The following is a 24,830-nucleotide window of genomic DNA, read 5'->3' on the forward strand; positions in this document are numbered from 1 at the left end:
GTGCAGCGGCTGAAGGGTGCGCTTGGCGAGGGCAAGAAGGCTTACTGGATCTGCCCGCTGGTCGAGGAGTCCGAAGAGCTTGACCTGATGTCGCCGAAGAGCGGCATTCGACGCTGGTTTCGGCCCTTGGGCCCGGCATCGGCCTGATCCACGGCCGCATGAGCGGACCGGAGAAGGATGCCGTCATGCTCGCCTTCAAGAGCGGCGAGATCCGGCTGCTGGTCGCGACGACCGTGGTCGAAGTCGGTGTCGACGTACCGGACGCGACGATCATGGTGATCGAGCATGCGGAGCGTTTCGGCCTGGCGCAGCTCCATCAGCTCCGCGGCCGCGTCGGCCGTGGCGACGAGGCCTCGACCTGCATCCTGCTCTACAAGGGACCGCTCGGTGAGACCGGCCATGCGCGGCTTTCGATCATGCGTGAAACCGAAGACGGTTTCCGTATTGCGGAAGAGGACCTGAAGCTGCGCGGCGAAGGCGAGCTTCTGGGCACCCGCCAGTCAGGCACGCCCGGGTTCAGGATCGCCAGCCTTGAAGACCATGCCGATCTCCTGGAGATCGCCCGCAAGGATGCCGCCTATCTGATCGAGCGCGATCCGATCTGACGAGCGAGCGCGGAGAGGCCGTGCGCACCCTGCTCTATCTATTCCGGCGCGATGAGGCGATCCGCTTTCTTCATGCGGGCTGAGGCCTTCGGCTTCAGCGCCGCAGGCTCGGCGCCCGGCACGACCGGCAGATATTCCGGAGTGACGAGACCGCCGGAAACCAGAAGCTTGGCGCCGTCCTCAGCCGTCATGTCGAGCACGACGATCTTTTCGCGCGGCACGAAGATCAGAAAGCCCGCCGTCGGCACCGGGGTCGGCGGCAGGAAGACGCTGACCATGTCCTTGCCCATCGCATTGAACTTCGAGGCGATCTCGCCCTTGGCGTCGGTGGCGATGAAGACCAACGACCAGAGGCCGGCGCTCGGATATTCGATCAGACCGACCTTCTTGAAGGAATCGCTGCGCTCCTTGAGCACCGTCTCGAATATCTGCTTCAGGCTCTTGTAGATGCTGCGCACCAGGGCACGCGGCGCACCAGCGACTCGCTGAACTGCACGATCGTCTGGCCGATCAGGTTCTTGCCGAGGAAGCCGATGATGGTGATGAAGATCATCGCGATCAGCAGGCCGGAGCCGGGCACGGCGAAATTCAGGTAACTGTCGGGATCGTAGCGCGCAGGGATATAGGGCTTCACCCAGCTATCGGCCCAGCGCACGACGGACCATGTCAGCCAGAGCGTAATGGCGATCGGGGCGCAGATGATGAGGCCCGCAAGGAAGTTGTTTCTGATGCGCGTGGCAATCGGCAGGCGGGGAAGCTTGTTGGTCATCGCTCGCGATGAACTCCTTGAGTCTATCAGCTTTCGTGATCAGGCGCTCCCCCGTACCTTCGTAACGAAGCTGCCAGAATTCGGTTCCCGGACAAGCCTCGTCCGGGGATTTCAGGCTTCACTCCACCGTGACCGACTTGGCGAGATTGCGCGGCTGGTCGACATCCGTGCCCATGAAGACGGCCGTGTGATAGGCGAGCAACTGGATCGGCAGCGAGAAGATCATCGGCGCGATGATTTCATCGACATTCGGCAGCGTGATCGTCGCCATGGTCGGCAGCTTGGAGGCGCCGGCACCCGCTTCATCGGTGATGAAGATGATACGGCCGCCGCGGGCCGCGACTTCCTGCATGTTGGAAACGGTCTTTTCGAAGAAGCGGTCGTAGGGCGCGATGACGATGACGGGCATGTTCTCGTCGATCAGCGCGATCGGGCCGTGCTTGAGCTCACCGGCGGCATAGCCTTCGGCGTGGATATAGGAGATTTCCTTGAGCTTCAGCGCGCCTTCCATGGCCAGCGGGAAGCTGGTGCCACGGCCGAGATAGAGAACATCGCGGCACTTGGACAGCTCGCGCGACAGGCTTTCCATCTGCGGCTGGATGAGGTTCAGCACGCGGCTCATGATGCGCGGCATTTCCGAGAGATGCTTGACCAGAACCTTCTCGTCCTTGGCGCTGAGTACGCCGCGGGCCTTGGCGGCGCCGAGCGCCAGCGAGGCGAGCACGGCGAGCTGGCAGGTGAAGGCCTTGGTGGAGGCAACGCCGATCTCGGGACCGGCCATGATCGGGAAAACGGCATCGGATTCGCGGGCGATGGTCGACTCGCGAACATTGACGACGGCGCCGATCTTCAGGCCGTTGTCCTTGCAGTATCGCAGCGAGGCGAGCGTATCGGCGGTTTCGCCTGATTGAGAGATGAACAGTGCCGCCTGCGTCGGCTGCAGCGGCATTTCGCGGTAGCGGAATTCCGAGGCAACGTCGATCTCGACGGGCAGGCGCGCATAGCGCTCGAACCAGTACTTGCCGACGAGACCGGCAAGATAGGCCGTGCCGCAGGCCGAGATCGCCAGGCTGCTGACCGACTTGAAATCGATCCCGGCGGCATTGGCGCCGATCGTATTCTCGGCGAAATTCACATAGTGGCTGAGCGCGTGGGAGATGACTTCCGGCTGCTCATAGATTTCCTTTTCCATGAAGTGGCGGTGATTGCCCTTGTCGACGACATAGGCCGTCGCCTGGGAAATCTGCTTCTGGCGCTTCACGACATTGCCGTTGAAATCGACGATCGTCGCGCCTTCGCGGGTGATGATCGCGCAGTCACCGTCGACGAGATAGGTGATTTCGTTGGTGAAGGGCGAAAGCGCTATGGCATCCGAGCCGAGGAACATCTCGTGCTTGCCGTAGCCAATGGCGAGCGGCGGGCCGGAACGCGCGGCCATGATCGTGCCCGGATGATCCTTCAGCATCACCGCCAGCGCATAGGCGCCGGTGACGCGGTTCAGCATCTTCAGCATCGCCGCCTGCGGCTGCAGACCCTCGCGCAGATACTTCGCCATCAGGTGGGCGATGACTTCGGTATCCGTCTGGCTTTCGAAGACCGAGCCTTCGGCGGTCAGGTGATCGCGGATTTCCGAGAAGTTTTCGATGATGCCGTTATGGACGACGGCGACGCCTTCGACGAAATGCGGGTGGGCGTTGGTTTCGTTCGGAACGCCATGCGTTGCCCAGCGGGTGTGGGCGATACCGGTCGTGCCCGGCAGCGGCTCCGAATCAAGGCGCTTTTCGAGATTGAAGAGCTTCCCTCGGCGCGGCGGCGATCCATGACGCCGTCATGGACTGTCGCGACACCGGCGGAATCGTAACCCCGGTACTCCAGGCGCTTCAGCGCATCGACCAAACGCCCGGCAACCGGCTTGCTACCGACGATCCCAACGATACCACACATGAAATAATCCCCAACCGCTTCGAAATAGTGACGCCACTCCTAGCAATTTATTCTTATTTCTCAATCGGTCAGGCGGTCACTTTGGATTTCGGGCCGTAACTCAGCCCTTGGCCTTCTTCTGAGCCTTGATTGCCAGGGCGCGCTCGCGCAGCAGCTTGGCACGGTCAGGCTTTATTTCCTGTCGCGCGCGGCCGAATGCGAGAGCATCACCGGGGACATCATCGGTGATGACGCTGCCGGACGCAATGTAAGCGCCATCCCCAATCTGGACAGGTGCGACCAGCGAGCTGTTCGACCCAATGAAGGCGTTGGCACCGATTCTGGTCTCGTGCTTGTTCACCCCGTCGTAATTGCAGGTGATCGTCCCTGCCCCGATATTGGTGTGCGCACCGACCACGGCGTCGCCGATATAGGTCAGATGGTTGACCTTGGCGCCCTCGGCGATCTTGCCATTCTTTACCTCGCAGAAATTGCCGACCTTCGATCCCTCGCCGAGATCGGCACCGGGGCGCAGGCGGGCGAACGGGCCGACGGTGGCGCCGGCGCTGACATGGGCGCCCTCGATATGCGAGAAGGCATGGATGACGGCGCCGCTGTCGATCGTGACACCGGGCCGAAAACGACATTCGGCTCGATCAGCGCATCCTGACCGATGACGGTGTCATGCGACAGGAAAACCGTTTCTGGCGCGACCATCGAGACGCCTGAGATCATCAGCTCGTGGCGGCGGCGCTCCTGCCAGAGGCGCTCGATATTGGCGAGCTCGGCACGGTTGTTGCAGCCGGTCATTTCGACCTCCGGCGCATCAACGGCCGTAACGCGCCACCGAGCGAGCGGGCGATCTCGACGAGATCGGTCAGATAATATTCGCCCTTGGCATTGCTGTTGCCGATGCGGGCAAGCAGATCGAGAGCCTTGCGGCCGTTGATCGCCATCAGGCCGCTGTTACACCACTTGACGGCGCGCTCGGCATCCGTCGCATCCTTTTCCTCGCGGATGGCGATCAACTCGCCATCCCTGACGAGCAGGCGGCCGTAGCCGGTGGGCTTTTCGGTGTGGAAACCGATGACGACGATGTCGCTGCCATCGGCCAAGCCCTGACGTGCTGCCTTCAGCGGCCCATCGGTCTGCAGCGGCACATCACCATAGGTGACGAGGATGTCGTCATAGCCGCGGGCGATCGCCTCGCGTGCGGCGAGCACGGCATGGCCGTGCCAAGCCGCTCCTTCTGCAGATGCGTCTCGACAGCAACGCTACCGATCGCGGCCGCCTTCGCAACCTCATCGGCATCACGGCCGACGACGAGCGCAACCGACGAAATACCCGCCTTCGAGACCGCATCGACCACGTGCGCGATCATTGGCCGGTTGGCGACCGGATGCAGAACCTTCGACTTCGAAGACTTCATGCGGGTGCTGTCGCCGCGGCGAGAATGACGGCAAGGCAGGTGCGTTCCATGTGCAGGCTCCGGGAATCCATTATTCGACGCTTTGCTGTGACATAGCAGCAAGGCGAAGCGGCGACAAAGATGAAAAATCGGCTTACGCCGCTAGGCCGAGACGCGGCTGATCGTCAGAAAGGCTTCATGGACGTGATCGCGCCCATCGATGATCACGTCTTCCATCGCCTTGCGGGTAGCCGCGACATCACCGGCGGCGATCATATCGACGATGCGCATATGGGTGTCGGCGATATTGGAAAAGCCCTGAGTTGCTGAGATGGCGGCGTGCTATGCGGAACATGCCGACGAGTGCGGCCTCGATCAGGCTTCCGAGCGTGCGCATGAAGGGATTGTGCGAGGCATCGGCGACCGCCAGGTGAAAGCGAAGGTCGGCGAGCGCCAGGCTTTCGGTCGTGTGCCCGGGCTCGGCCATGACAAGCGCCAGTTCGCGGAGGTGGGCGATATCGTCGCCGGTGGCGCGTTCCGCCACCAGGCCTGCGGCGAAGGGCTCGAAGGCCAGACGGATATCGTAGAGCTGCAGCAGGAACTCTTCGGTGACGCCATTGTCGAAATGCCAGGCGATGATCTCGCTGTCGAACATGTTCCAGAGGTTCTTCTCCGTCACACGCGTACCGACGCGGGCCTTGGCGACGACCATGCCCTTGGCGGCCAGCGTCTTCATCGTTTCGCGAAGAACAGTGCGCGATACCTTGAAACGCTGGGCGAGCTCCGCGTCGCCAGGCAGAATGGAGCCGACCGGATATGTTCCGGCGACCATGGCCCTGCCAAGCTCGTCCACGACCTGCGCGTGGCTCGTCCGCGTTTTCCGTCCCGCCTTGCGGGTATCAAGCATTCTGCTGCGCAAGCAACACGTCCTCCGTCAGGCATACCTCTTGTTCAGGCTGGAAAGGAACAGAATGGCCTTCTGCATCAAGATGAATGCGAAGAGCAGAAGCCCGATCAAGATCTTCGTCCACCAGCTCGACAGGGTTCCGTCGAAGGTGATGTATGTCTGAATGAGCCCCTGTATCAGGAGACCGATAAAGGTTCCCGCTACGAATCCTGCACCCCCAGTCAGCAGCGTCCCTCCGATGACGACCGCTGCGATGGCGTCGAGCTCGACGCCCACCGCTGCAAGGGAATAACCGGCCGACGTATAGAGAGAAAAAACGATTCCGGATAGGCCCGCCAAAAAGCCCGAAAGCGCCGTAGATCTGGATAGTGGTCTTGGCCACCGGAACGCCCATCAACTCTGCCGTTTGAACCCCGCCGCCGAGCGCGTAGACGTTGGTGGACGAAGCGAGTGCGGTGGGCGAGGAAGATGCCCGCCGCAAAGACGATCAGCATGATGGCACCGATCAGCGTCAGGCGCCCGCCGCCCGGCAGACGGTAATAGATGCCCGTCAGCGTCGTGTAGTATTCGTGCTCGATCGGGATGCTGTCGATCGACAGCACGTAGGACATGCCGCGGGCCAGGAACATGCCGGCGAGCGTGACGATGAAGGGCGGCATTTTCAGGTAATGGATGACGCGCCCATCAGGCCGCCAAGCGGTGGTGATGACGAGCACCATGGCGAAGGCAACGAGCGATGAACGGTCGTGTCACGCAGGACGACGGCGAGGAAGACGCCGGTGAAGGCGATCACCGAACCGATGGACAGATCGATGCCGCCCGAGATGATGACGAAAGTCATGCCGACGGCGGCGGCAATGCCGAGGAAAGCGTTGTCGGTCAGAAGATTACCGGCGACGCGGGTCGACAGCATGTTCGGATATTGCAGCGCGCAGGCCGCATAGGACAGGATGAAGATGACGATCGTGGCGAGCAGAGGCAGGTAACGGGAATTCATTTCGGCTGCTCCACGCGCACGCCCGCGCTCTCCACCGGCTTGCGGCTGAAGAAGGCGGCTGCCGATTGCAGCGCCGGCGACTGGATGATGAGAATGACGAGGATGATGATCGCCTTGATGATCAGGTTGAACTCCGGCGGAAAGCCGGAAAGCAGGATACCTGTATTGACCGCCTGAATGATCATCGCGCCGATCAGCGACCCCAGGATGCTGAAGCGGCCGCCGAGCAGCGAGTTGCCGCCGACGACCACCGCCAGGATGGCGTCGAGCTCCAGCCACAGACCGGCATTGTTGGCATCGGCGCCCTTGATGTCGGCGGCGACGATGATGCCGGCGATCGCCGCGCAGAGCGCGCGCTCAGCATATAGACGGCCATCAGCAGCACCGGGGTACGAACCCCGAGAGCGTGCTGGCGCGTCTGTTGATGCCGACGGCCTCGACCAGCATGCCGAGCGCTGTTCGGCGCACCAGCAGTATGACGATCGCGCCGACGAGCAGCCAGATGACCACCGGCATCGGCAGATAGGCGAAGGAGCCGCTGCCGAAGAAGATCAGGCCTGGATCGTTGAAGGTCATGATCACGCCTTCGGTGATCAGCTGCGCGATGCCGCGGCCCGCGACCATCAGCACCAGCGTGGCGATGATCGGCTGGATGTTGAGGATGGCGACGAGGAAGCCGTTCCAGACACCACAGAGCAAACCGACCGCCAGCGTGACGACGAGCGTATAGGCCAGCGAATTGCCCGAAACGATCGACGAGGCCGCGACCGCGCCGCAGATAGCGATGACGGCGCCGACCGAGAGGTCGATGCCCTTGGTGGCGATGACGAGCGTCATGCCGATCGCCAGCAGCGCCACGGGCGCGCCGCGGTTCAGCACGTCGATGAGGCTGCCGTAGAGCCGGTCATTTTGAACAACGACGTTAAAGAATTGCGGGAACATGATGAAATTCAATGAAAGAATGACAACAAGCGCAATCAATTGCGGCGCCAGGCGGATGGCGAGCGCCTTAAGTGAGGAACTCATGCATCCTCCGTCTTCTTCTCGGCCGCGGCGATGGCATCGACAATGCCCGACGCGGTAATGCTGTTGCCTGAAAGCTCGGCGATATGTTCGCGGTCACGAAGTACGATGACACGTGAACTATAGGCGACAAGCTCTTCTAATTCCGACGAAAATCACCACCAGCGACATGCCCTTGGCACAGAGCTCCTCGATCAGCCGGATGATCTCGGCATGGGCTCCGACATCGATGCCGCGGGTCGGTTCGTCGAGGATCAGGAAGTCTGGATTGGTGGCGAGCCAGCGGGCCAGGATGGCCTTCTGCTGGTTGCCGCCCGACAAGAGCCGGATCGGTTTCTCGCGGTCGGTGGTGCGGATATCCAGCGCCTTGATGTACTGGTCGGCCAGGGCGTTCTGTTCGCTGCGGGAGAGCGGCCTTGCCCAGCCGCGGCGGGCCTGCAGCGCCAGGGCGATATTCTCGCGGATCGAGAGATCGCCGATGATACCGTCGGTCTTGCGGTCCTCCGGGCAGAAGCCGAAGCCCTGGCGGATTGCCGCTCGCGGGCTGTTCAGAGCAACGGGCTTGCCGTCGATCTCCGCCTTGCCGCTATCGGCATTCTCGATCCCGAAGAGCAGCTCGGCCGTCTCCGTGCGCCCGGAACCCAGGAGGCCGGCGACACCGACGACCTCACCGACGCGAACTTCGAGATCGAAGGGCTTCACCTTGCCGCGCTTGCCATAGCCTTCGAAGCGGTACTTCATCGCCCCGGCCTCGGTGCTGCGTTCCTTGGCCGCTTCCTCCGCATGGGCGAGCTCGCGGCCGAGCATCATCGCAATCAGGCCCTGACGCGGTAGCTCGGCGGTATCGCGCGTGCCGACAAGGCGGCCGTTGCGCAGCACCGTTATGCGGTCGCTGATCTCATAGACCTGCTCGAGGAAGTGCGTAATGAAAACAATGCCTAGCCCCCTCTCCTTCAAGTTTCTGATGATACCGAAGAGCATCGCCACTTCCTGCGTATCGAGGCTGGCGGTGGGCTCGTCGAGGATCAGGACCTTGCCGGAGAGATCCACGGCCCGGGCGATGGCGATAACCTGCTGCACGGCGACCGAGAAGCGGTCGAGCTGTGCGGTCACGTCGATCGTCAGGCCGTATTGGGCGAGCAGCTCGCGCGCCTGCCGGTTCATGGTGCGGATGTCGACCATGCCGAAGCGCCGCGGCTGGCGGCCGAGGAACAGGTTCTCGGCAACGCTGAGATTGGGAAGGAGGTTGACCTCCTGGTAGACGGTGCCGATGCCAAGCCGCTGGGCGGCGAGCGTATCGCCCGGATCGATGTCACCGCCATCGAGCGTCAGGCCGCCGCCGTCACGGCGATAGGCGCCCGTCATGCATTTGATGAGTGTCGATTTGCCTGCTCCGTTTTCGCCGAGCAGCGCATGCACTTCGCCCTTGCGCAGAGTGAAATCCACCTTGTCCAGCGCGACTGCGCCGGGGAAGAATTTCGATATGCCTGATGCGACGAGGACGTTCTCGAAATCGTGAATCATGGTCCGGCCGTTTCCTGATATGCACCCCGTCATGCCGTTGCAAATGCGGGACATGACGTCCGCACGCAGAGGCAGTCCCGCACCGGTCCATGATGGGCCGGTGCGGTTCCAGCGTCAAATCAGTAGCCCTGACCCTTCTTCTCCTCGTAGACCTTCATCGGATCGTCGGCCTGCGTGTAGAGCTTGGATTCCGTCTGGATCCACTTCGGCGGTGCCTTCTTGTCCTTCAGATACGCATCGAGCGCATCGAAGGCCGGACCCGCCATGTTCGGCGTCAGCTCGACCGTGGCGTTCGCCTCGCCGTCAGCCATCGCCTTGAAGAGATCCGGAACGGAGTCGATCGAGATCGTCAGGATGTCCTTGCCCGGCTTCAGGCCGGCTTCCTTGATCGCCTGGATGGCGCCGACGGCCATGTCGTCGTTATGGGCGTAGAGGGCGCAGATATCCTTGCCGCCGTTCTCCGCCTTCAGGAAGCTTTCCATGACTTCCTTGCCCTTGGCGCGGGTGAAGTCGCCGGTCTGGCTGCGGACGATCTTCAGGTTGTTATGACCCTTGATGGCTTCCTCGAAGCCCTTCTTGCGGGCGATCGCCGGCGAGGAACCGGTCGTGCCCTGAAGCTCGACGATGTTGCACTTCTTGTCGCCGACGGTCTTGACCAGCCAGTCACCGGCAACCTTGCCTTCATGGACCTGATCCGAGGTCACGGCGGTGAGGTAGAGATCCTCCGGCGCCTTGATCGTGCGGTCGAGCAGGATGACCGGGATATCGGCTTCCTTGGCTTCCTTCAGGACGGCATCCCAGCCGGTTTCGACAACAGGTGCGAGCAGGATGGCGTTGACGCCCTGGGCGATGAAGGAGCGGATCGCCTTGATCTGGTTTTCCTGCTTCTGCTGAGCATCGGAGAACTTGAGATCGATGCCGCGCTTCTCGGCCTGCTGCTTGGTCACGGTCGTTTCGGCAGCGCGCCAGCCCGATTCCGAGCCGATCTGCGAAAAGCCGACAACGAGACCGGCGGCCTGGGCCGAACCGAACATGCAGGCAGCCAGAATCGTGGCACTCAAGAGTGCAGTTTTCAGTTTCATGATTGTCTCTCCCAAAAGGCCGCCTCCTCGCGGCACGAGAGTCAAAAAATCATATAGTATTACTTTTGTAAATCGTAATTCTAGCATGCAGTGCAGCAAAAAAGGCGCCCCTATCGGAGCGCCTTTCGCAATCGCAAAAGTTGCGGCCGGATATTATTGCGGCAGCTTGTCGTCGACGCCTTCGACGTAGAAGTTCATGCCGAGCAGCGTGCCGTCATCAGCCTTCTCGCCGGCCTTCAGCCAGGGCGTACCGTCCTGCTTGTTGATCGGGCCGGTGAAGGGATGCAGTTCACCGGACTTGATCTTGGCTTCGGTATCCTGCGCCATCTTCTTCACGTCGTCAGGCATGTTGGTGTAGTCGGCCATCTTGAGGATACCGTCCTTCAGGCCATCCCAGCTCTGCTCGGACTTCCAGGTGCCGTCGAGCAGCGCGTGAACGCGCTTGGAGTAGTAGTTGCCCCAGGTGTCGACGATCGCCGTCAGCTGTGCCTTCGGGCCGGCTGCGATCATGTCGGAGGCCTGACCGAAGGCGTGGATGCCGCGCTCTTCAGCAACCTGCATCGGCGCGGTCGTGTCGGTGTGCTGCGTCAGGACGTCGACGCCCTGGTCGATCATCGCCTTGGCGGCATCGGCTTCCTTGCCCGGGTCGAACCAGGTGTTGACCCATATGACCTTCAGCTTGAAGCTCGGGTCGACGGACTTGGCGCCCTGCTCGAAGGAGTTGATGCCCATCACGACTTCAGGAATCGGGAAGGAGGCGATGTAGGCAGCGCCGTGGTTCTTCGAGGTCTTGGCAGCGATCTGGCCGAGGATGTAGCGGCCTTCGTAGAAACGCGAGTTGTAGGTCGCGAGATTCGGGCCGGTCTTGTAGCCGGTGCCGTGTTCGAACTTCACGTTCGGGAACTTGGCGGCAACCTTGACGGTCGCGTCCATGAAGCCGAAGGAGGTCGTGAAGATCAGCTTGCAGCCGGAACGGGCGAGACGCTCGATGGCGCGCTCGGCGTCCGGGCCTTCCGGCACGTTTTCGAGGTAAGGCGTTTCGATCTTGTCGCCGAATTCCTTCTGGATCTGCTGGCGGCCGAGATCGTGTGCCTGCGAGTAGCCGCCGTCGGTGTGCGAACCGACATAGACGAAGCAGATCTTGGTCTTGTCCGCCGCCTGAGCGGAACCGACGCTGATCAGCGCGGCAGCCGATGCGGCGAGTGCGAGTGCTATTTTCTTCATGGTGACCCCTGTTGGTTTTGAAGAGATTTCCGGAAACCCGTCTGATTTTTTCTTCTATCGCTCCGGTACGAAGGCTTTTCCAAGCGACGCGGGCGTGTTGATCAACGTCGTGCGCCGATTATGAGAAATGATGATGAGAACCACAATAGTGGCCGCATAGGGCAGCATCGACAGGAACTGTGCCGGAATGCCGATGCCGAAGGCCTGGGCATGCAGCTGCAGAATGGTGACGGCGCCGAACAGATAGCCGCCGGCGAAGACACGCAGCGGACGCCAGGAGGCAAAGACGACGAGTGCCAGCGTGATCCAGCCGCGGCCCGACGACATGTTCTCCACCCATTGCGGCGTATAGACGAGCGACAGCTGCGCGCCGGCAAGACCGGCGCAGGCGCCACCGAAGATGACGGCGAGATAGCGGGTGCGGATGACGTTGATGCCGAGCGCATGGGCCGAAGCGTGATTGTCGCCGATGGCGCGCAGCTTTAGCCCGGCACGGCTGCGGAACAGGAACCAGCTGACGCCGACCAAGAGCGCGATCGACAGGTAGAAGGTCAGGTCCTGGCGGAACAGCACCGAGCCGATCACCGGAATATCCGACAGGAACGGGAAGACGATGGGGCTCAGCCGGATACCGGGAACGCTGACGAAGGATTCGCCGAGCATGCCTGACACGCCAAGGCCGAGAATGGTCAGCGCCAGCCCCGTCGCCACCTGGTTTGCGACCAGCGTCAGCGTCAGGAAGCCGAAGAGCAGCGAAAACAGCGCGCCGGCGGCGATGCCGCAGATCAGGCCGACATAGGGAGAGCCGCTCATCTGCGCACCGGCGAAGGCGGCAACGGCACCCATGATCATCATGCCCTCGACACCGAGATTGAGCACGCCAGAACGCTCGGCCACGAGTTCGCCGAGTGCGGCGATGACCAGCGGCGTGGAGGCGGTGATGACCGTCAGCAGGATTGCTTCGAAGATGCTCATGCCGCGCCTCCCCGAACCCGCGACCAGATGATGCGGATCTTGTAGTAGATGAGCGTGTCGCAGGAGAGCACGAAGAACAGCAGCAGTCCCTGGAAGACGCGCGTAACCTTGTCGGAGACACCAATCGACAGCTGCGCTGCCTCGCCGCCGAGATAGGTCAGCGCCAGCACCAGGCCGGAGAGAATGATGCCGAGCGGATTAAGGCGGCCGAGGAAGGCGACAATGATCGCGGTAAAGCCATAACCCGGCGAGATCGCCGGCTGCAGGTGGCCGATCGAACCGGAGACTTCGGAAATGCCTGCGAGACCGGCCAGAGCGCCTGAGAACAGGAAGCCGAACCAGATCATCCGCTTCGAGGAAAAGCCTGCAAAACGCCCTGCCCGTTCCGACTGCCCGAGGACGACGATCTCGAAGCCCTTCAGCGTGTATTTCATCATGAACCAGACGAGGATCGCGGCAACGATCGCGAAGATGAAGGCCCAATGCGCGCGGCCGGACTCCTCCCAGATCGCGGGCAAAGTCGCTTCCGGCGGAAAGCCGACGCTTTCAGGGAAGTTGAAGCCCTGCGGATTGCGCCAGCGGCCGCGGATCAGCCAGTCGAGGAAGAGCTGGGCGATATAGACCAGCATCAGCGAAGTCAGGATTTCGTTGGTGTTGAAATGCGCCTTGAGCAGTGCCGGGATTGCTGCAAACAGCGCCCCGCCGATCGCGCCCATGATCAGCATCAGCGGCAGCACCATCGGCGAATGCCATTCGGTGAAGACGATCGGCAGGATCGAACCGGTGATCGCGCCAACCGTGAACTGGCCTTCGGCGCCGATGTTCCAGTTGTTCGAACGGTAACAGACCGACAGGCCGACAGCGATCAGGATCAGCGGTGCGGCCTTGATCGCCAGTTCGTGCAGCGACCAGACTTCGAGCAGCGGCTCGATGAAGAAGGCGTCGAGCGCCTCGATCGGGTCCTTGCCGAGAATGGCGAACATGATGGCGCCGGCAATCAACGTCAGGGCCAGTGCGAGCAGCGGCGAGACGAAGGCGTAAAGCTTCGAGACCTGCGGACGCTTTTCGAGTTCAATGCGCATGTCCGGCCTCCGCAGCGGGCTTGCTTTCATGCAGGCCGCCCATGAGCAGGCCGATCTTTTCGCGGGTCAGTTCGCCCGACGGGAATGGCGGCGACAGACGCCCTTCAGAGATGACGGCGATCTCGGTCGCGACTTCGAAGATCTCGTCGAGATCCTGGCTGATGACGACGACGGCAGAACCGGCACGGGCCAGATCGACCAGAGCCTGACGGATGCGGCTTGCAGCACCGGCATCAACGCCCCAGGTCGGCTGATTGACGACGAGGACGGCCGGCTGGCGGTCGAGCTCGCGGCCGACGATGAACTTCTGCAGGTTGCCGCCCGAGAGCGACCCAGCCGCCGGATCGTCTCCGCTCTTGCGGACATCCATGGCTTCGGAAATGCGGCGCGCGGCGGTCTTGACTGCGCCGTGCTTGATGACACCGAGGAAGCCTCCGCCAAGGAAGGACTTGCGATCCGACTGGCTGCGCGCCAGCACCAGATTGTCCGACAGCTTCATGGCCGAGACAGCGGCGTGGCCGTGGCGTTCTTCCGGGACGAAGCCGGCGCCGAGAAGACGGCGAGCGGTGATGCCGAGGGTACCGACCGGTTTTGCGCGGATCATCACGGCGTTCGGCTCGGCAACGGGATATTCGCCGGAGAGCGCATCGAAGAGTTCGCTCTGACCATTACCGGCCACACCGGCGATCGCCAGGATTTCGCCGGAGCGGACAGCCAAAGAGACGTCCTTGAGCGGCATGGCGAAGGGAGTACGCGCAGAGACCGAAAGGCCGGTCACCGCGAGCTGGACTTCGCCCTTGTTGCCGCGGTCGGGATGGGTGACGGCCGCGACATCGCTGCCGACCATCATGCGGGCCAGCGACGCCGGCGTTTCCTGCTTCGGATCGCAGGCGCCGGTCACTTTGCCGTGGCGAAGAACGGTGGCGCGGTCGCAGATGCGCTGCACTTCCTCGAGACGGTGGCTGATATAGAGAACGGAGCGGCCCTCGGCCTTCAGCTTGAAGAGTGTCTCGAACAGCTTGTCGGCTTCCTGCGGCGTCAGCACCGAGGTCGGCTCATCGAGGATGATCAGCTTCGGGTTTTGCAGCAGGGCGCGGACGATCTCGATGCGCTGGCGTTCGCCGACCGAGAGGTCGGCGACATGCGCATGCGGATCGAGCGGCAGGCCGTAGGCGCGCGACAGCGTGCGTGCCTCTTCGGCGATCTTGCCGATCGGGATGGTGTCAGCGAGCGAGAGAGCGATATTTTCGGCGACGGTCAGCGCTTCGAACAGCGAGAAGTGCTGGAAGACCATGCCGACGCCGAGATTGCGGGCCTCGCCGGGGGAGCCGATGGTGACGGGCTTGCCTTCCCAGAGGATGTGACCAGCCGTCGGCTCCAGCACGCCGAACAGCATTTTCACCAGGGTCGATTTTCCCGCACCGTTTTCTCCAAGCAGAGCGTGGATTTCGCCGGGGGCTATATCGAGGTCGATTTCATTGCAGGCAGCAAAGCTGCCGAAATGCTTGGTCAGCTTCTGGACCGACAGTAACGCACCCGACGACGGCGCATTGGATGACGACACGTTCCCCTCATTTCTCTCTGCCGATCCGTCCTTTTTCACGGAATCTCTATGGGATCAGCAGCGTAGTTCCAGTCGTTTTTCTTGCTTCCAGATCCGTGTGAGCCCGTCCCACCTCACGTAGCGGATATGTTTGATTGATATTGATACGCACTTTGTTGCTCAGCACAACAGCAAATAGCGCGTTTGCACAATCCTTAAGCTCTTGCGGTGTCGCAATATAGCTGAAGAGCGTCGGCCGGGTGGCGAAGAGCGAGCCGCGCTGGGCGAGTGCGGCAAGCGTGAAATTCTCAATGCCGCCAGAGGATTGACCGAAGGAGGCGAAGAGACCGCGCGGCTTCAGGCAGTCGAGCGAGTGCGGGAAGGTGTCGCGGCCGATGGAGTCATAGACGACATCGACGCCCTTGCCGCCGGTGATTTCCTTCACCCTTTCGACGAAGTTTTCGGTCCTGTAGTTGATGACGTGATCGTAACCGTGCTCGAGCGCCAGCTTGACCTTGTCGTCCGATCCCGCCGTACCGATGACGGTAGCGCCGAGCGCCCTCGCCCACTGGCCGGCAATCAGGCCGACGCCGCCGGCAGCGGCGTGGAACAGCAGGACCGTTTCCGGGCCGACCTTGAAAGTGCGGTTCAGCAGATACTCGGCCGTCATGCCCTTGAGCATCATCGCCGCTGCAGTCTCGAGACTGATGCCGTCGGGCACCTTGACCAGATGCTTGGTGTCGATGTTGCGCTCGACGCTATAGGCGCCATCGGCGCTGGCATAGGCCACCCGGTCACCGACGGCAAAGCCGGTCACGCCCGGGCCGACAGCGGTGATGGTGCCGGAGGCTTCCTTACCGGTGACGAAGGGCAGATGCGGCGCCTTGTAGGTGCCGTCGCGGAAATAGACGTCGATGAAGTTCAGGCCGATCGCAGCATGTTTCAGCTGCACCTCGCCGGCGCCGGGCGGCGGCAGATCGACATCCACATAGTCAAGAACCTCCGGGCCGCCATTGCGGGTGAATGCGACTGCCTGCGTCTTTGCCATTGCGCCTGTCCTATTCGCTCTTTCCAAGCGCCGGGAAGAACTGCAGCACGGCGCCGATGCAGTAGAGATAGATACCGCTGATGATGAAGAGGACAACCGCCCAATGCGGCATGTCGAAATGCATCAGCAGCGAATAGATGCCGAGCGCCGACCAGAGAAAGAAGACGCCGAGATTGAGCGGCCGCAGGCGCTTGACGCGGACCGGATGCAGGAAATTGATCGGCAGGAACGTCAGGAATACCGAGACCGTGACGACGATCATCGCCGTCATCGCGCTCGCATCCATGACGAAGAGCGTGAAGACGATCATGTTCCAAACGACGGGGAAGCCCGAGAAGAAGTATTCCTCGGTCTTCATGCCCATGTCGGCATAGTAGATGGCGCTGGAGACGACGATCATGCCGGCGGCGGCAAAAGACCAGGGCTCGCCGATCATGCCGCTCTGATAGAGCGCGAAGGCCGGAAGCAGTACGTAGGTGACGTAGTCGATGATGTTGTCGAGCGTGTCGCCCGACCAGTTCGGCAGCACTTCCTTGACCCGCACCTTGCGGGCGATCGGGCCGTCGATGCCGTCGACGAGGAGCGCCAGGCCCAGCCACCAGAACATGTCGATGAAACGATGTTCGGCAGCGGCCACAACGCCGAGGAAGGCCAGAAAGGAGCCGGAAGCCGTCAGAATATGGACGGAAAAGGCGCGCATCTCCGCGTAGGGTACGCGCTTGTAATTGAAAATCTTCATGTTTCCCCGTAGCGCCTGCCGCTCCCTGATACTCCCGGGCGCGTTTTGGCCCTAATATGCATCCTTTGCCCCGCTCCGCCAGATCAAAAGCGAAAACAGCCCACAGAGCGTTGAATCATGAGAATGACATGCATATTTCGCAGCTGGCACGCGGCAGAGAATGGATTGCCTTTAATTTGCGGTGGTTTTGTAATATCAGCCTCGCAATAGAACTTTCGTGCGATGAATACGGGATCCGATACCGAAATGAACGCCCCTGCAAAGACCGAAGATTTCGCCTCCTCCATTCCGGCAAACGTCTATGCCGAAACGGTGCTGAGCGTGACCCATTATACCGACCGGCTCTTCCGCTTCACGATGACCCGGCCGCAGGGCTTCCGTTTCCGCTCGGGCGAGTTCGCGATGATCGGCCTGATGGTCGAGGGCAAGCCGGTATTCCGCGCCTATTCGATCGCCAGCCCGGCCTGGGCCGAAGAGCTCGAATTCTTCTCGATCAAGGTTCCGGATGGCCCGCTGACCTCACATCTGCAGGGCATCAAGCCTGGCGACCAGGTGCTGATGCGCAAAAAGCCGACCGGCACGCTGGTCCTCGACGCGCTGACCCCCGGCAAGCGCCTCTACATGTTCTCGACCGGCACCGGCATAGCACCCTTCGCCAGTCTGATCCGCGATCCCGAGACCTATGAGAAGTTCGAGGAAGTCATCCTCACCCATACGACGCGTGACGTTGCCGAACTGAAATACGGCTTCGACCTCGTTGACGAAATCCGCAACGACGAGCTGCTCGCCGAAATCGTCGGCGACAAGCTGCGCCACTATGCGACCGTGACCCGCGAGGATTTCGAGCGCACCGGCCGTATTACCGACCTCATCGAGTCCGGGAAGCTGTTCACCGATCTCGGCATCCCGCCGATCGATCCGGCGATCGACCGCGGCATGATCTGCGGCTCCTCGGCCATGCTGAAGGACACCAAGGAACTGCTCGAAAAGGCGGGCCTGGAAGAAGGCGCCAACAGCAAGCCGGCCGAGTTCGTCATCGAACGCGCCTTTGTAGGCTGATCGTTCCAGACAATCTGATTGCAAACGGCTCCGGAAACGGGGCCGTTTTCATTTCTGGCTGAGATAGTCGATGAGTACGGTCATCGTGTCACGGGCGGCGTCGGTGCGTCCCTCGCGGATCGCCTCGATCGTTGCGACATGCAGCGCGATCGAGCGCTCCATGCGGGACGGGTTGGCGGTCGAGTACCAGATGCGGCGCGAATGGGTCTGCACCGGGCCGAGCGCCGCGGTGATGAACTGGTTGGGACAGGCCTCCTCCAGCACTTCGTCGAACGCCTTGTCGGCAGCGAAGAAGGCAGCAAGATCGCCGCTATCGGCGCAGGCCCGCATGGCGTTCTCGCAGCCGGCGAGCGCCTCGCGCTGATCCTCGTTCGCGTGCTCGGCAACGAGGGCCGCGGCAATCGGCTCCAGCTCGCGGCGCACCTGCATGACGCTGGCGTGGTCGTCAGGGCCGATCTCAGCAATCTGCAGGCCGACGCGCGGGCGCACGATGATCAGGCCCTGCCACGCGAGCTTCTGGATCGCCTCGCGCACCGGCGTGCGGCCGTGGCCGGTCATGTCGATCAGCTGGCGCTCCGTCACCATGGCACCGGGCTTCACAGCGAGCGTCACGATCGCGTGCTCAAGCGCCAGGTAGGATTGGTGACTTTGCGAGTTCTGCATTCGGTGATCCGCCGCAACTTACTGATATATCATCCCTTACACGCATCCGGCGCAATGGCAAGGTTGGGTGTGGGGATGACATATCAAAGAGCGGTGACTTCAGGTCACTCGTGACGCAGTGCCTCGATCGGGTTCAGCTGGGCAGCACGCCGGGCCGGAAAATAGCCGAAGATCATCCCGATCGCCGCCGAGAAGGCGAAGGCGACGCCGATCATCAGCGGGCTGACGACGAAGGGCACCTTCAGCAGCGTCACCGAAACGAAACCGATCCCCATGCCGAGCACGATACCGGTAATGCCGCCGAACAAGGACAGCGCCACCGCCTCGACGAGGAACTGCATGAGGACCTGCGTCTCCAGCGCGCCGATCGCCAGGCGGATACCGATCTCGCGGGTTCGCTCGGTCACCGATACCAGCATGATGTTCATGATGCCGATGCCGCCGACGAGCAGACTGATGGCGGCGACGGCGCCGAGCAGGCCGGTCAGCAGCGTCGTCGTTCCGGTCATCGCTTCGGCGATCTGTGTCATGTCGTTGACGTTGAAATCGTCCTCGCGGCCTGGAATGATCTTGCGGCGCTCGCGCAGCAGGTTTTCGGTCTCGTCCTGGATCTTGGAGGTCTCGACACCATCGCGCGCCGAGATGACGATCATCTGCACATTCGCATTGGCCTTGCCGCCGATACGGCGCTGATAGACCTTCACCGGCATGATCACCACGTCGTCCTGGTCATTACCCATGCCCGACTGACCGCGCTTGGCGAGAACGCCGATGACGCTGCAGGAAACCTTGCCGACGCGGATCTGCTGGCCGGTCGGGTCGGCGCCGCCGAAAAGCTGCGAGCGCACGGTCTCGCCGAGGATACAGCGCGCCCTGCCCCGTTCCTCGGCGGCATCGAAAGTACGGCCGAGCGCCATGTCCCAATCCTGGGCGATGAAATAGTCGTTGGTCGTGCCCATCACGCTCGTCGAATGGCTCTGGCCGCCATAGATGACCGTCGCCGTCGTCTGGTTGAGCGGCGCGACAGCGCGCAGGCCACTCACCTGATCTCTGATGGCATCGACATCCTTGACGGTGAAGCGCCGGGCCTCGGTGCTGGCGCGGCCGGGGCCGAACTGGCCTGGCCGGGCAAAGAGCATGTTGGTGCCGAGCCGGGAGAGCTCGGCCGATACCTGCGCCGTCGTGCCATTGCCGATCGTCACCAACGCGATGACGGCTGCAACGCCGATGACGACGCCGAGCACGGTCAGAAACGAGCGCAGCATGTTGCGGGTGATGGCGCGCAGCGCGAGCTTCAGCGTCTCAAGAAACATGGCCGGCCTCCTGCTTATGCGCCACTTCGGCTTCCAGCTTGCCATCGACGAAGCGCAGCAGGCGCTGGGCATAGCCGGCGATATCGGGCTCGTGGGTGACCATGACGATGGTGATCCCCTGCTCCCGGTTCAGGCGCGTCATCAGATCCATGATCTCGATGCTGGTCTTGGTATCGAGATTGCCGGTCGGCTCGTCGGCGAGCAACAGTGCCGGCTCGGTGACGATGGCGCGGGCGATTGCGACGCGCTGCTGCTGGCCACCGGAGAGCTCCTGCGTCTTGTGATGTTCGCGGCCCGAGAGTCCGACGAGCTTCAACGCTTCGCGGGCGCGCTTGTGACGCTCCGCGGCATGCATGCCGCGATAGATCAGCGGCAGCTCGACATTTTCGAGCGCCGAGGTGCGCGACAGAAGATTGAAGCCCTGGAAGACGAAGCCCAGCATGTGGCGGCGCAGCAGCGTCAGCTGGCTGCGATCGAACCCGGTCGTCGAGATGCCCTGGAAGACATAGTCGCCCGAAGTCGGCACATCGAGGCAGCCGAGAATATTCATCGCCGTCGACTTGCCGGAGCCGGAGGGACCCATGATCGCGACGAACTCGTGTGTCCGGATCGTCATGTCGACGCGGTCGAGTGCGCGGATCGCCGCCTCGCCCTCGCCGTAGATCTTCGACACCTGCCGGAATTCCAGAAGCGGCGGAGTGCTCATCATCCGCCCGCCTATCGTGTCCTGGCGGTGGCGTCGGTCACGAGCGCATCGCCGTCCTTGATCTCACCCGAGGTCACCTGCGTGAACTGGCCATCCGACGAGCCCACCTGGATGACGAGCGGAACCTGGCGTTCGCCGCGCAGTACCCAAACGCGGCGCTTGTTGCCGGTCAGCGCCTCGCCACCGGCGCCCGATCGCGGTCCCATGCGGGGCGGACGGAAGAGACCGAAAATACCGCGGTTGCGGCCGGCGCCCGTTTCTGGCGGCGCATAGCGCAGCGCCGCATTCGGCACCATCAGCGTGTCCTTGACGGCCTCGACGGTGACGTCGGCTGTCGCCGTCATGCCCGGGCGCAGCAGCAGGTCCGCGTTATCGACAGAAAGGACGGCCTTGTAGGTAACGACGTTGTTGGTCGTCTCCGAGGCAAAGCGGATCTGCTCGATCTCGGCGGGGAACGTGCGGTCCGGATAGGCGTCGACGGTGAAGGTCGCCTTCTGGCCGACGGCGATCTGGCCGACATCGGCCTCATCGACATCGACCTGCAGCTCCATCTTCTTCAGGTCTCCGCCGATGACGAACAGAACCGGTGCGGAGAGCGACGCGGCAACGGTTGCGCCCGGATCGACCGAACGCGTCAGGATGACGCCATCGATCGGCGAGACGATCTTCGCCTTGGCGAGATTGACTTCCGCCAGCTGCAGATCGGCTTCCGACGATAGCACGTCGGCTTCATTGATCTCTTTGGTGGCGACGGCGGAATCGAACTTGTAGCTCGCGTCGTCGAGGCTCTGGCGCGTCGTGACGTTGCTCTGCACGAGGTTTTTGACGCGATCCAGCGAGGTGCGCGCCGATTCGAGATCGGCACCGGCCTTGGTGACATTGGCTTTCGCGGAAGCGAGCTTGGCGCGCGAGCTCTTGACGTCGGCTTCCAGCTTGTTGGTGTCGAGGACGGCAAGCACGTCGCCCGCCTTGACGGTGCTGTTATAGTCGACATTGACGTCGCGCACCGTGCCGGAAAGCTCGCTCGAAATATCGACCTGCTCCGTCGGCTGCACCGAACCGGTGGCTGTGACGAGCACCGTCAGGTCGCCGCGCTTCACCGGCTGGGTCGTATAGCTGTATTCGTTGCCGCCGCGGCCGGAATAGTAATAGGCCGCGCCGCCACCGATGATGACGATCGCCGCGGCTGCAAGCAGTCTCCCTCGCCAGCGGCCGGATTTGCGGCGCTTGCCGGATGCGGCGAGAACGGCCGCGAGATCGTTTTCGGCATGCTTGGCGGGCGATGTCTTCGGGCCGGTTCCAGTTTCGGAATCGCTCATAAAATCCTCAAACAGAGATATGGGAGCACCTGCTCCGTTCATCCCTAGATAGTCACAGGGTAGATGAACCGGAGATTAGCGATAGCGCCGCATTGGCACGGAAAGCGGGCATTGTGCAATTAAATCTTGGTAATAAAACTCCGCTTTTCAAACCGGATCTCTCGGAAACTGTGCCGCGCCGGCGACGGGATGCAGCCAGCGCTCACGCCTGATGATCCAGACCTCCTGTGCCGGCTCGATACCAACAGGAGGACCATCGAGCGAGCCGAGCCGCAGCTCGGCTTTCTCATCCGTCAGGCAAAATAAGCGACCGCCGCAATGCGGACAGAAGCTGCGCCCGGCAAAGACGGAGACGGTACCGGCATAAGTCAGGGCGGCGCGCGGCCATATCGCATAAGCGGAGAACAGCGAGCCGCTTTCCTTGCGGCAATCGGCACAATGGCAAAGACCGGATGTCAAAGGCTCGCCCCGGATCTCGTAGCGGACGGCGCCGCAGAGACAGCCGCCGCTGCGAAGCGCGCTCACATGCCGAGGCCGGGCGTCGGCTGCGGCGGCCTGCGCTTTGCCGCCATCAACAAGTCGAGCTCCGTGGCTGAGGGACCGAACTTGTCGAAAAGCCGCTTCGCCTCGTCATCATCGAGGCGGTATTTGCGCGCGAATTCGCTGATGCTGTAGGGCCGCCCGCGGATCACCTTGTGGGATGAGGTCTTGCTGTCACTCGTATGTCCGGTCATCGAAAGAGCCCTCCTGCGCGCTGCATTTACAATCTAGGGCGGCGGCCGATCATGGAAAGGCCAGCGGAAAAACGTGAAACAGAATGCAACCTGAAAGTAATCGTGGAACTATACTTATAGTTGGTGAGATAAATTGCCGCGTTGACTGAGAATTTCATCCGGTCCGATAGTTTACGGGCACACGGTACAATCGGAGGATGGACCAATGCTCAATCGTGCACTTCTGCTTACCTCGCTTGCTTTTCTCGGCGCCACGGCCTTCATGGCAACACCGGCCTCGGCGCTGACAATGAAAGAATGCAGCGCCAAGTATAAGTCCGCGCAGGCGGACGGCTCGGCAAAAGGCGTGAAGTGGAACGACTTCCGCAAGGCTCAATGCGGCGCTGACGCAACCGCCGAGCCCGACGTTTCTCTCAACACCAATGAAGAGCCCGAAAAGCCGACGGTGGCTGCCCCCTCGGGCGTGAAATTCCCGACCGCAATCTCGACGAAATATGCCAGCGAAAAGCCCGGCAAGGCCCGCATGCATACCTGCGTCGATGCATACAACGAAGACAAGGCCAACAATTCGCTTGGCGGCCTGAAGTGGATCCAGAAGGGCGGCGGCTATTACAGCCTCTGCAATGCCAAGCTCAAGGGTTGATGGCGGACCAGGAGCCGGTGCCTCGCCGAAGCTAGCGGCGGGGCATCCCCAAATCTCGCGATATGCGATAGCTTAGGCTTCGATCATATTAAGGCCATCCGCAAGTGCGATGGCGGTCGCACCCGGAACATGACGGCTGCCGATGAACGGCCCGTCCAACGAGGGGTCAGGCCATGTGGGATATCATCACAATCGTCGCAATCTTCAGCGTATTGTTCCTCGGCCGCGAGGCCCAGACCGTTGTCGCCAAGGCACGGGCATCCAACTGGAACGACTTTCCGCGGCGCTGAACGGCAATAATCGACGGCAAACAAAAAGCGCGCTCAACGGCGCGCTTTTTCATTTGCGGCTCGTCCGGCCTTAGCGGCAGACGCGAACGCTTTCCATATGCCAGCCGCCATCATAGGCGTTGGCCACCTGGCGGTCCTCGAACCAGCAACGCGGCGGCGGAGGTGGCTCGACATAACGCGGGCCGTTGTTGACAAGGGCTCCGCCGATCATGCCGCCGATGACGCCGGCAGCGAGGCCGCCGGCAATGGCTGCGCCGGTATTGTCGTGATAGTGGCGATCATAATGCCGCCGATGGCGCCAGTCGTCCGCGGCTGCGTTGTCCGTCACTGCAATCAGGCAGCTCGCACCAATCACCGCCGCCAAGATCGAACTCGTTATCTTCTTCATCGTCTCTCCAGTCGAGCTTCCGCGCTTCGCGCTGTGGCACTCAAACATCGAAACAATGGCATCATTGCGATTAATCCCGCATTAACGACGCCGTCCCGCAGACATGACAAAGCCCCGGCGCGAACCGGGGCTCTTCCTCAGTCACGGGTGATTACCAGCGTGAATAGCTGCAGACGCGCTTCTTGGCGAAGACCACACGGCCATGGCGATGATAGCGCACGGTCCTTACATTGCAGTGGCGGCGCGCGTGATGGCGCGAGCGGTAGTGATGGCGGCGCCAGTCGTTATGGTGACTGCGATTCCAGCGATCCCCATGATGGCTATCCCCGATCGTCACCGTGACACTGTCGGCCATGGAGGGCGTGGCACTCGCGGTGATCGAGGCGAGACCGATGAAACAGGCAACAAGAAGCTTCTTCACTATATTCTCCGCATATTGAGCCGGATACTGATCCGGGCATGGCATCATTCAGTCGATGCCAGCTAACGCGGGGGAAATGTGATTGTTCCGCAAAAGACGGAATGCGGCGGGCGCTAAGCCGCGGAAAAGGCGGGAGAATGCCGATTCGAGTTGGCAGAGACAGGCAACGGAAACAGTCTTCGCCGGTTGCTCAGATCGGAAAATCACTGGGAGAAAGTGGTGAGAGCGTCGGGGTTCGAACCCGAGACCTACTGATTAAAAGTCAGTTGCTCTACCGGCTGAGCTACGCTCTCCCACGGTGCACTGGACAGCGATTTGCCGCCCGGCTGGAAGTGCGCGGAACATATGCAGGCGACCCATTGCGGTCAACCGAAAAATCATGCCTTTCACAGGCGTTCGGCACATTTCTTGCCGGAGCGCAAAAAGGTGATTGGCAATCGCGTGG

Annotated in this window: 17 protein-coding genes, 1 tRNA gene and 8 pseudogenes; 3 read left to right on the forward strand and 23 right to left on the reverse strand. The window is 61.9% G+C overall.

Annotated elements, in window-relative coordinates; translation table 11 throughout:
• Positions 1-6: 6 nt before the first annotated feature.
• Positions 7-688, forward strand: a pseudogene (locus tag F2982_RS00005) (helicase-related protein); the annotation flags it as partial.
• On the opposite strand, the pseudogene F2982_RS00010 reads toward F2982_RS00005, so the two are convergent.
• The 14 genes and pseudogenes from F2982_RS00010 to pcsA form a co-directional block, all read right to left on the reverse strand.
• A pseudogene (locus tag F2982_RS00010) lies at positions 644-1,374 on the reverse strand (DUF502 domain-containing protein). The pseudogenes F2982_RS00005 and F2982_RS00010 overlap by 45 nt on opposite strands.
• Positions 1,375-1,492: 118 nt before the next feature.
• Positions 1,493-3,318 (reverse strand): annotated as a pseudogene (gene glmS, locus F2982_RS00015) (glutamine--fructose-6-phosphate transaminase (isomerizing)).
• A 100-nt stretch (positions 3,319-3,418) separates the two neighbouring features.
• A pseudogene (gene glmU / locus F2982_RS00020) lies at positions 3,419-4,776 on the reverse strand (bifunctional UDP-N-acetylglucosamine diphosphorylase/glucosamine-1-phosphate N-acetyltransferase GlmU).
• A 91-nt stretch (positions 4,777-4,867) separates the two neighbouring features.
• Positions 4,868-5,624: pseudogene (locus F2982_RS00025) on the reverse strand (FadR/GntR family transcriptional regulator).
• 15 nt (positions 5,625-5,639) lie between these two features.
• A pseudogene (gene yjfF / locus F2982_RS00030) lies at positions 5,640-6,609 on the reverse strand (galactofuranose ABC transporter, permease protein YjfF).
• Positions 6,606-7,635: pseudogene (locus tag F2982_RS00035) on the reverse strand (ABC transporter permease). The pseudogenes yjfF and F2982_RS00035 overlap by 4 nt, the downstream one beginning before the upstream one ends.
• Positions 7,632-9,156 (reverse strand): annotated as a pseudogene (gene ytfR / locus F2982_RS00040) (galactofuranose ABC transporter, ATP-binding protein YtfR). The pseudogenes F2982_RS00035 and ytfR overlap by 4 nt, the downstream one beginning before the upstream one ends.
• A 119-nt stretch (positions 9,157-9,275) precedes the next feature.
• Positions 9,276-10,238 carry a galactofuranose ABC transporter, galactofuranose-binding protein YtfQ gene (gene ytfQ, locus F2982_RS00045; RefSeq protein ID WP_203428907.1) on the reverse strand — a complete coding sequence of 321 codons (963 nt, stop codon included), beginning with the start codon at positions 10,236-10,238 and terminating at the stop codon, positions 9,276-9,278.
• Between the two features lie 153 nt (positions 10,239-10,391).
• Entirely contained in the window at positions 10,392-11,462 is a 1,071-nt protein-coding gene (locus tag F2982_RS00050) for a BMP family ABC transporter substrate-binding protein (RefSeq protein WP_112711843.1), read from the reverse strand.
• Positions 11,463-11,516: 54 nt separating this feature from the next.
• A complete protein-coding gene (locus F2982_RS00055) occupies positions 11,517-12,437 on the reverse strand; it encodes an ABC transporter permease (RefSeq protein ID WP_199629300.1) in 921 nt (306 codons plus the stop codon).
• Positions 12,434-13,519: an ABC transporter permease gene (locus tag F2982_RS00060; RefSeq protein ID WP_203428908.1), complete on the reverse strand. Its 1,086-nt coding sequence runs from the start codon at positions 13,517-13,519 to the stop codon at positions 12,434-12,436. Before F2982_RS00060 ends, F2982_RS00055 begins: the two co-directional genes overlap by 4 nt.
• The gene (locus F2982_RS00065; protein WP_203428909.1) at positions 13,509-15,083 is read right to left on the reverse strand and encodes an ABC transporter ATP-binding protein; all 1,575 of its coding nucleotides are present in this window, start codon (positions 15,081-15,083) and stop codon (positions 13,509-13,511) included. The genes F2982_RS00060 and F2982_RS00065 overlap by 11 nt, the downstream gene beginning before the upstream one ends.
• 46 nt (positions 15,084-15,129) lie before the next feature.
• A complete protein-coding gene (locus tag F2982_RS00070) occupies positions 15,130-16,110 on the reverse strand; it encodes a quinone oxidoreductase (protein ID WP_112711835.1) in 981 nt (326 codons plus the stop codon).
• Positions 16,111-16,120: 10 nt separating this feature from the next.
• Positions 16,121-16,849 (reverse strand): phosphatidylcholine synthase, encoded by a 729-nt coding sequence (gene pcsA, locus F2982_RS00075; protein ID WP_112711833.1) that lies wholly within the window; start codon positions 16,847-16,849, stop codon positions 16,121-16,123.
• A 246-nt stretch (positions 16,850-17,095) separates the two neighbouring features.
• Here pcsA and F2982_RS00080 point away from each other — a divergent pair, with 246 nt between their 5' ends.
• The gene (locus tag F2982_RS00080) at positions 17,096-17,908 is read left to right on the forward strand and encodes a ferredoxin--NADP reductase (RefSeq protein WP_203429983.1); all 813 of its coding nucleotides are present in this window, start codon (positions 17,096-17,098) and stop codon (positions 17,906-17,908) included.
• Positions 17,909-17,956: 48 nt separating this feature from the next.
• On the opposite strand, the gene F2982_RS00085 is transcribed toward F2982_RS00080, so the two are convergent.
• The 6 genes from F2982_RS00085 to F2982_RS00110 all read right to left on the reverse strand — a co-directional run bounded on the left by F2982_RS00085 (position 17,957) and on the right by F2982_RS00110 (position 22,643).
• A complete protein-coding gene (locus F2982_RS00085) occupies positions 17,957-18,571 on the reverse strand; it encodes a GntR family transcriptional regulator (protein ID WP_112711831.1) in 615 nt (204 codons plus the stop codon).
• Positions 18,572-18,675: 104 nt separating this feature from the next.
• Positions 18,676-19,884 carry an ABC transporter permease gene (locus F2982_RS00090; protein WP_130278354.1) on the reverse strand — a complete coding sequence of 403 codons (1,209 nt, stop codon included), beginning with the start codon at positions 19,882-19,884 and terminating at the stop codon, positions 18,676-18,678.
• Entirely contained in the window at positions 19,874-20,590 is a 717-nt protein-coding gene (locus tag F2982_RS00095; RefSeq protein WP_203429984.1) for an ABC transporter ATP-binding protein, read from the reverse strand. Before F2982_RS00095 ends, F2982_RS00090 begins: the two co-directional genes overlap by 11 nt.
• An 11-nt stretch (positions 20,591-20,601) precedes the next feature.
• The gene (locus F2982_RS00100) at positions 20,602-21,909 is read right to left on the reverse strand and encodes an efflux RND transporter periplasmic adaptor subunit (protein ID WP_203428910.1); all 1,308 of its coding nucleotides are present in this window, start codon (positions 21,907-21,909) and stop codon (positions 20,602-20,604) included.
• Positions 21,910-22,056: 147 nt separating this feature from the next.
• Entirely contained in the window at positions 22,057-22,434 is a 378-nt protein-coding gene (locus tag F2982_RS00105) for a GFA family protein (protein ID WP_203428911.1), read from the reverse strand.
• The gene (locus F2982_RS00110) at positions 22,431-22,643 is read right to left on the reverse strand and encodes a hypothetical protein (RefSeq protein ID WP_203428912.1); all 213 of its coding nucleotides are present in this window, start codon (positions 22,641-22,643) and stop codon (positions 22,431-22,433) included. The genes F2982_RS00105 and F2982_RS00110 overlap by 4 nt, the downstream gene beginning before the upstream one ends.
• 205 nt (positions 22,644-22,848) lie before the next feature.
• Here F2982_RS00110 and F2982_RS00115 point away from each other — a divergent pair, with 205 nt between their 5' ends.
• On the forward strand, positions 22,849-23,286 hold the full coding sequence (locus F2982_RS00115; RefSeq protein ID WP_112711823.1) for a hypothetical protein: 438 nt from the start codon (positions 22,849-22,851) through the stop codon (positions 23,284-23,286).
• 360 nt (positions 23,287-23,646) lie between these two features.
• Here F2982_RS00115 and F2982_RS00120 read toward each other — a convergent pair whose 3' ends face one another.
• The 3 genes from F2982_RS00120 to F2982_RS00130 form a co-directional block, all read right to left on the reverse strand.
• Positions 23,647-23,964, reverse strand: coding sequence for a hypothetical protein (locus F2982_RS00120; protein WP_203428913.1), 318 nt, complete (start codon positions 23,962-23,964; stop codon positions 23,647-23,649).
• 151 nt (positions 23,965-24,115) lie between these two features.
• Positions 24,116-24,385: a hypothetical protein gene (locus F2982_RS00125; RefSeq protein ID WP_203428914.1), complete on the reverse strand. Its 270-nt coding sequence runs from the start codon at positions 24,383-24,385 to the stop codon at positions 24,116-24,118.
• 217 nt (positions 24,386-24,602) lie between these two features.
• Positions 24,603-24,678 (reverse strand) — tRNA-Lys (locus F2982_RS00130).
• Between the last annotated feature and the right edge of the window lie 152 nt (positions 24,679-24,830).

The sequence above is a fragment of the Rhizobium sp. BG4 genome, from assembly GCF_016864575.1.
Lineage (GTDB): Bacteria > Pseudomonadota > Alphaproteobacteria > Rhizobiales > Rhizobiaceae > Rhizobium.

Coding starts and splice junctions, on each gene's coding strand:
- F2982_RS00070 (WP_112711835.1), bottom strand. CDS start 16,110: ATGGCAAAGACGCAGGCAGTCGCATTCACCCGCAATGGCGGCCCGGAG.
- F2982_RS00100 (WP_203428910.1), bottom strand. CDS start 21,909: ATGAGCGATTCCGAAACTGGAACCGGCCCGAAGACATCGCCCGCCAAG.
- F2982_RS00060 (WP_203428908.1), bottom strand. CDS start 13,519: ATGCGCATTGAACTCGAAAAGCGTCCGCAGGTCTCGAAGCTTTACGCC.
- F2982_RS00055 (WP_199629300.1), bottom strand. CDS start 12,437: ATGAGCATCTTCGAAGCAATCCTGCTGACGGTCATCACCGCCTCCACG.
- F2982_RS00085 (WP_112711831.1), bottom strand. CDS start 18,571: ATGCAGAACTCGCAAAGTCACCAATCCTACCTGGCGCTTGAGCACGCG.
- F2982_RS00110 (WP_203428912.1), bottom strand. CDS start 22,643: ATGACCGGACATACGAGTGACAGCAAGACCTCATCCCACAAGGTGATC.
- F2982_RS00120 (WP_203428913.1), bottom strand. CDS start 23,964: ATGAAGAAGATAACGAGTTCGATCTTGGCGGCGGTGATTGGTGCGAGC.
- F2982_RS00115 (WP_112711823.1), top strand. CDS start 22,849: ATGCTCAATCGTGCACTTCTGCTTACCTCGCTTGCTTTTCTCGGCGCC.
- F2982_RS00095 (WP_203429984.1), bottom strand. CDS start 20,590: ATGAGCACTCCGCCGCTTCTGGAATTCCGGCAGGTGTCGAAGATCTAC.
- F2982_RS00090 (WP_130278354.1), bottom strand. CDS start 19,884: ATGTTTCTTGAGACGCTGAAGCTCGCGCTGCGCGCCATCACCCGCAAC.
- pcsA (WP_112711833.1), bottom strand. CDS start 16,849: ATGAAGATTTTCAATTACAAGCGCGTACCCTACGCGGAGATGCGCGCC.
- ytfQ (WP_203428907.1), bottom strand. CDS start 10,238: ATGAAACTGAAAACTGCACTCTTGAGTGCCACGATTCTGGCTGCCTGC.
- F2982_RS00050 (WP_112711843.1), bottom strand. CDS start 11,462: ATGAAGAAAATAGCACTCGCACTCGCCGCATCGGCTGCCGCGCTGATC.
- F2982_RS00080 (WP_203429983.1), top strand. CDS start 17,096: ATGAACGCCCCTGCAAAGACCGAAGATTTCGCCTCCTCCATTCCGGCA.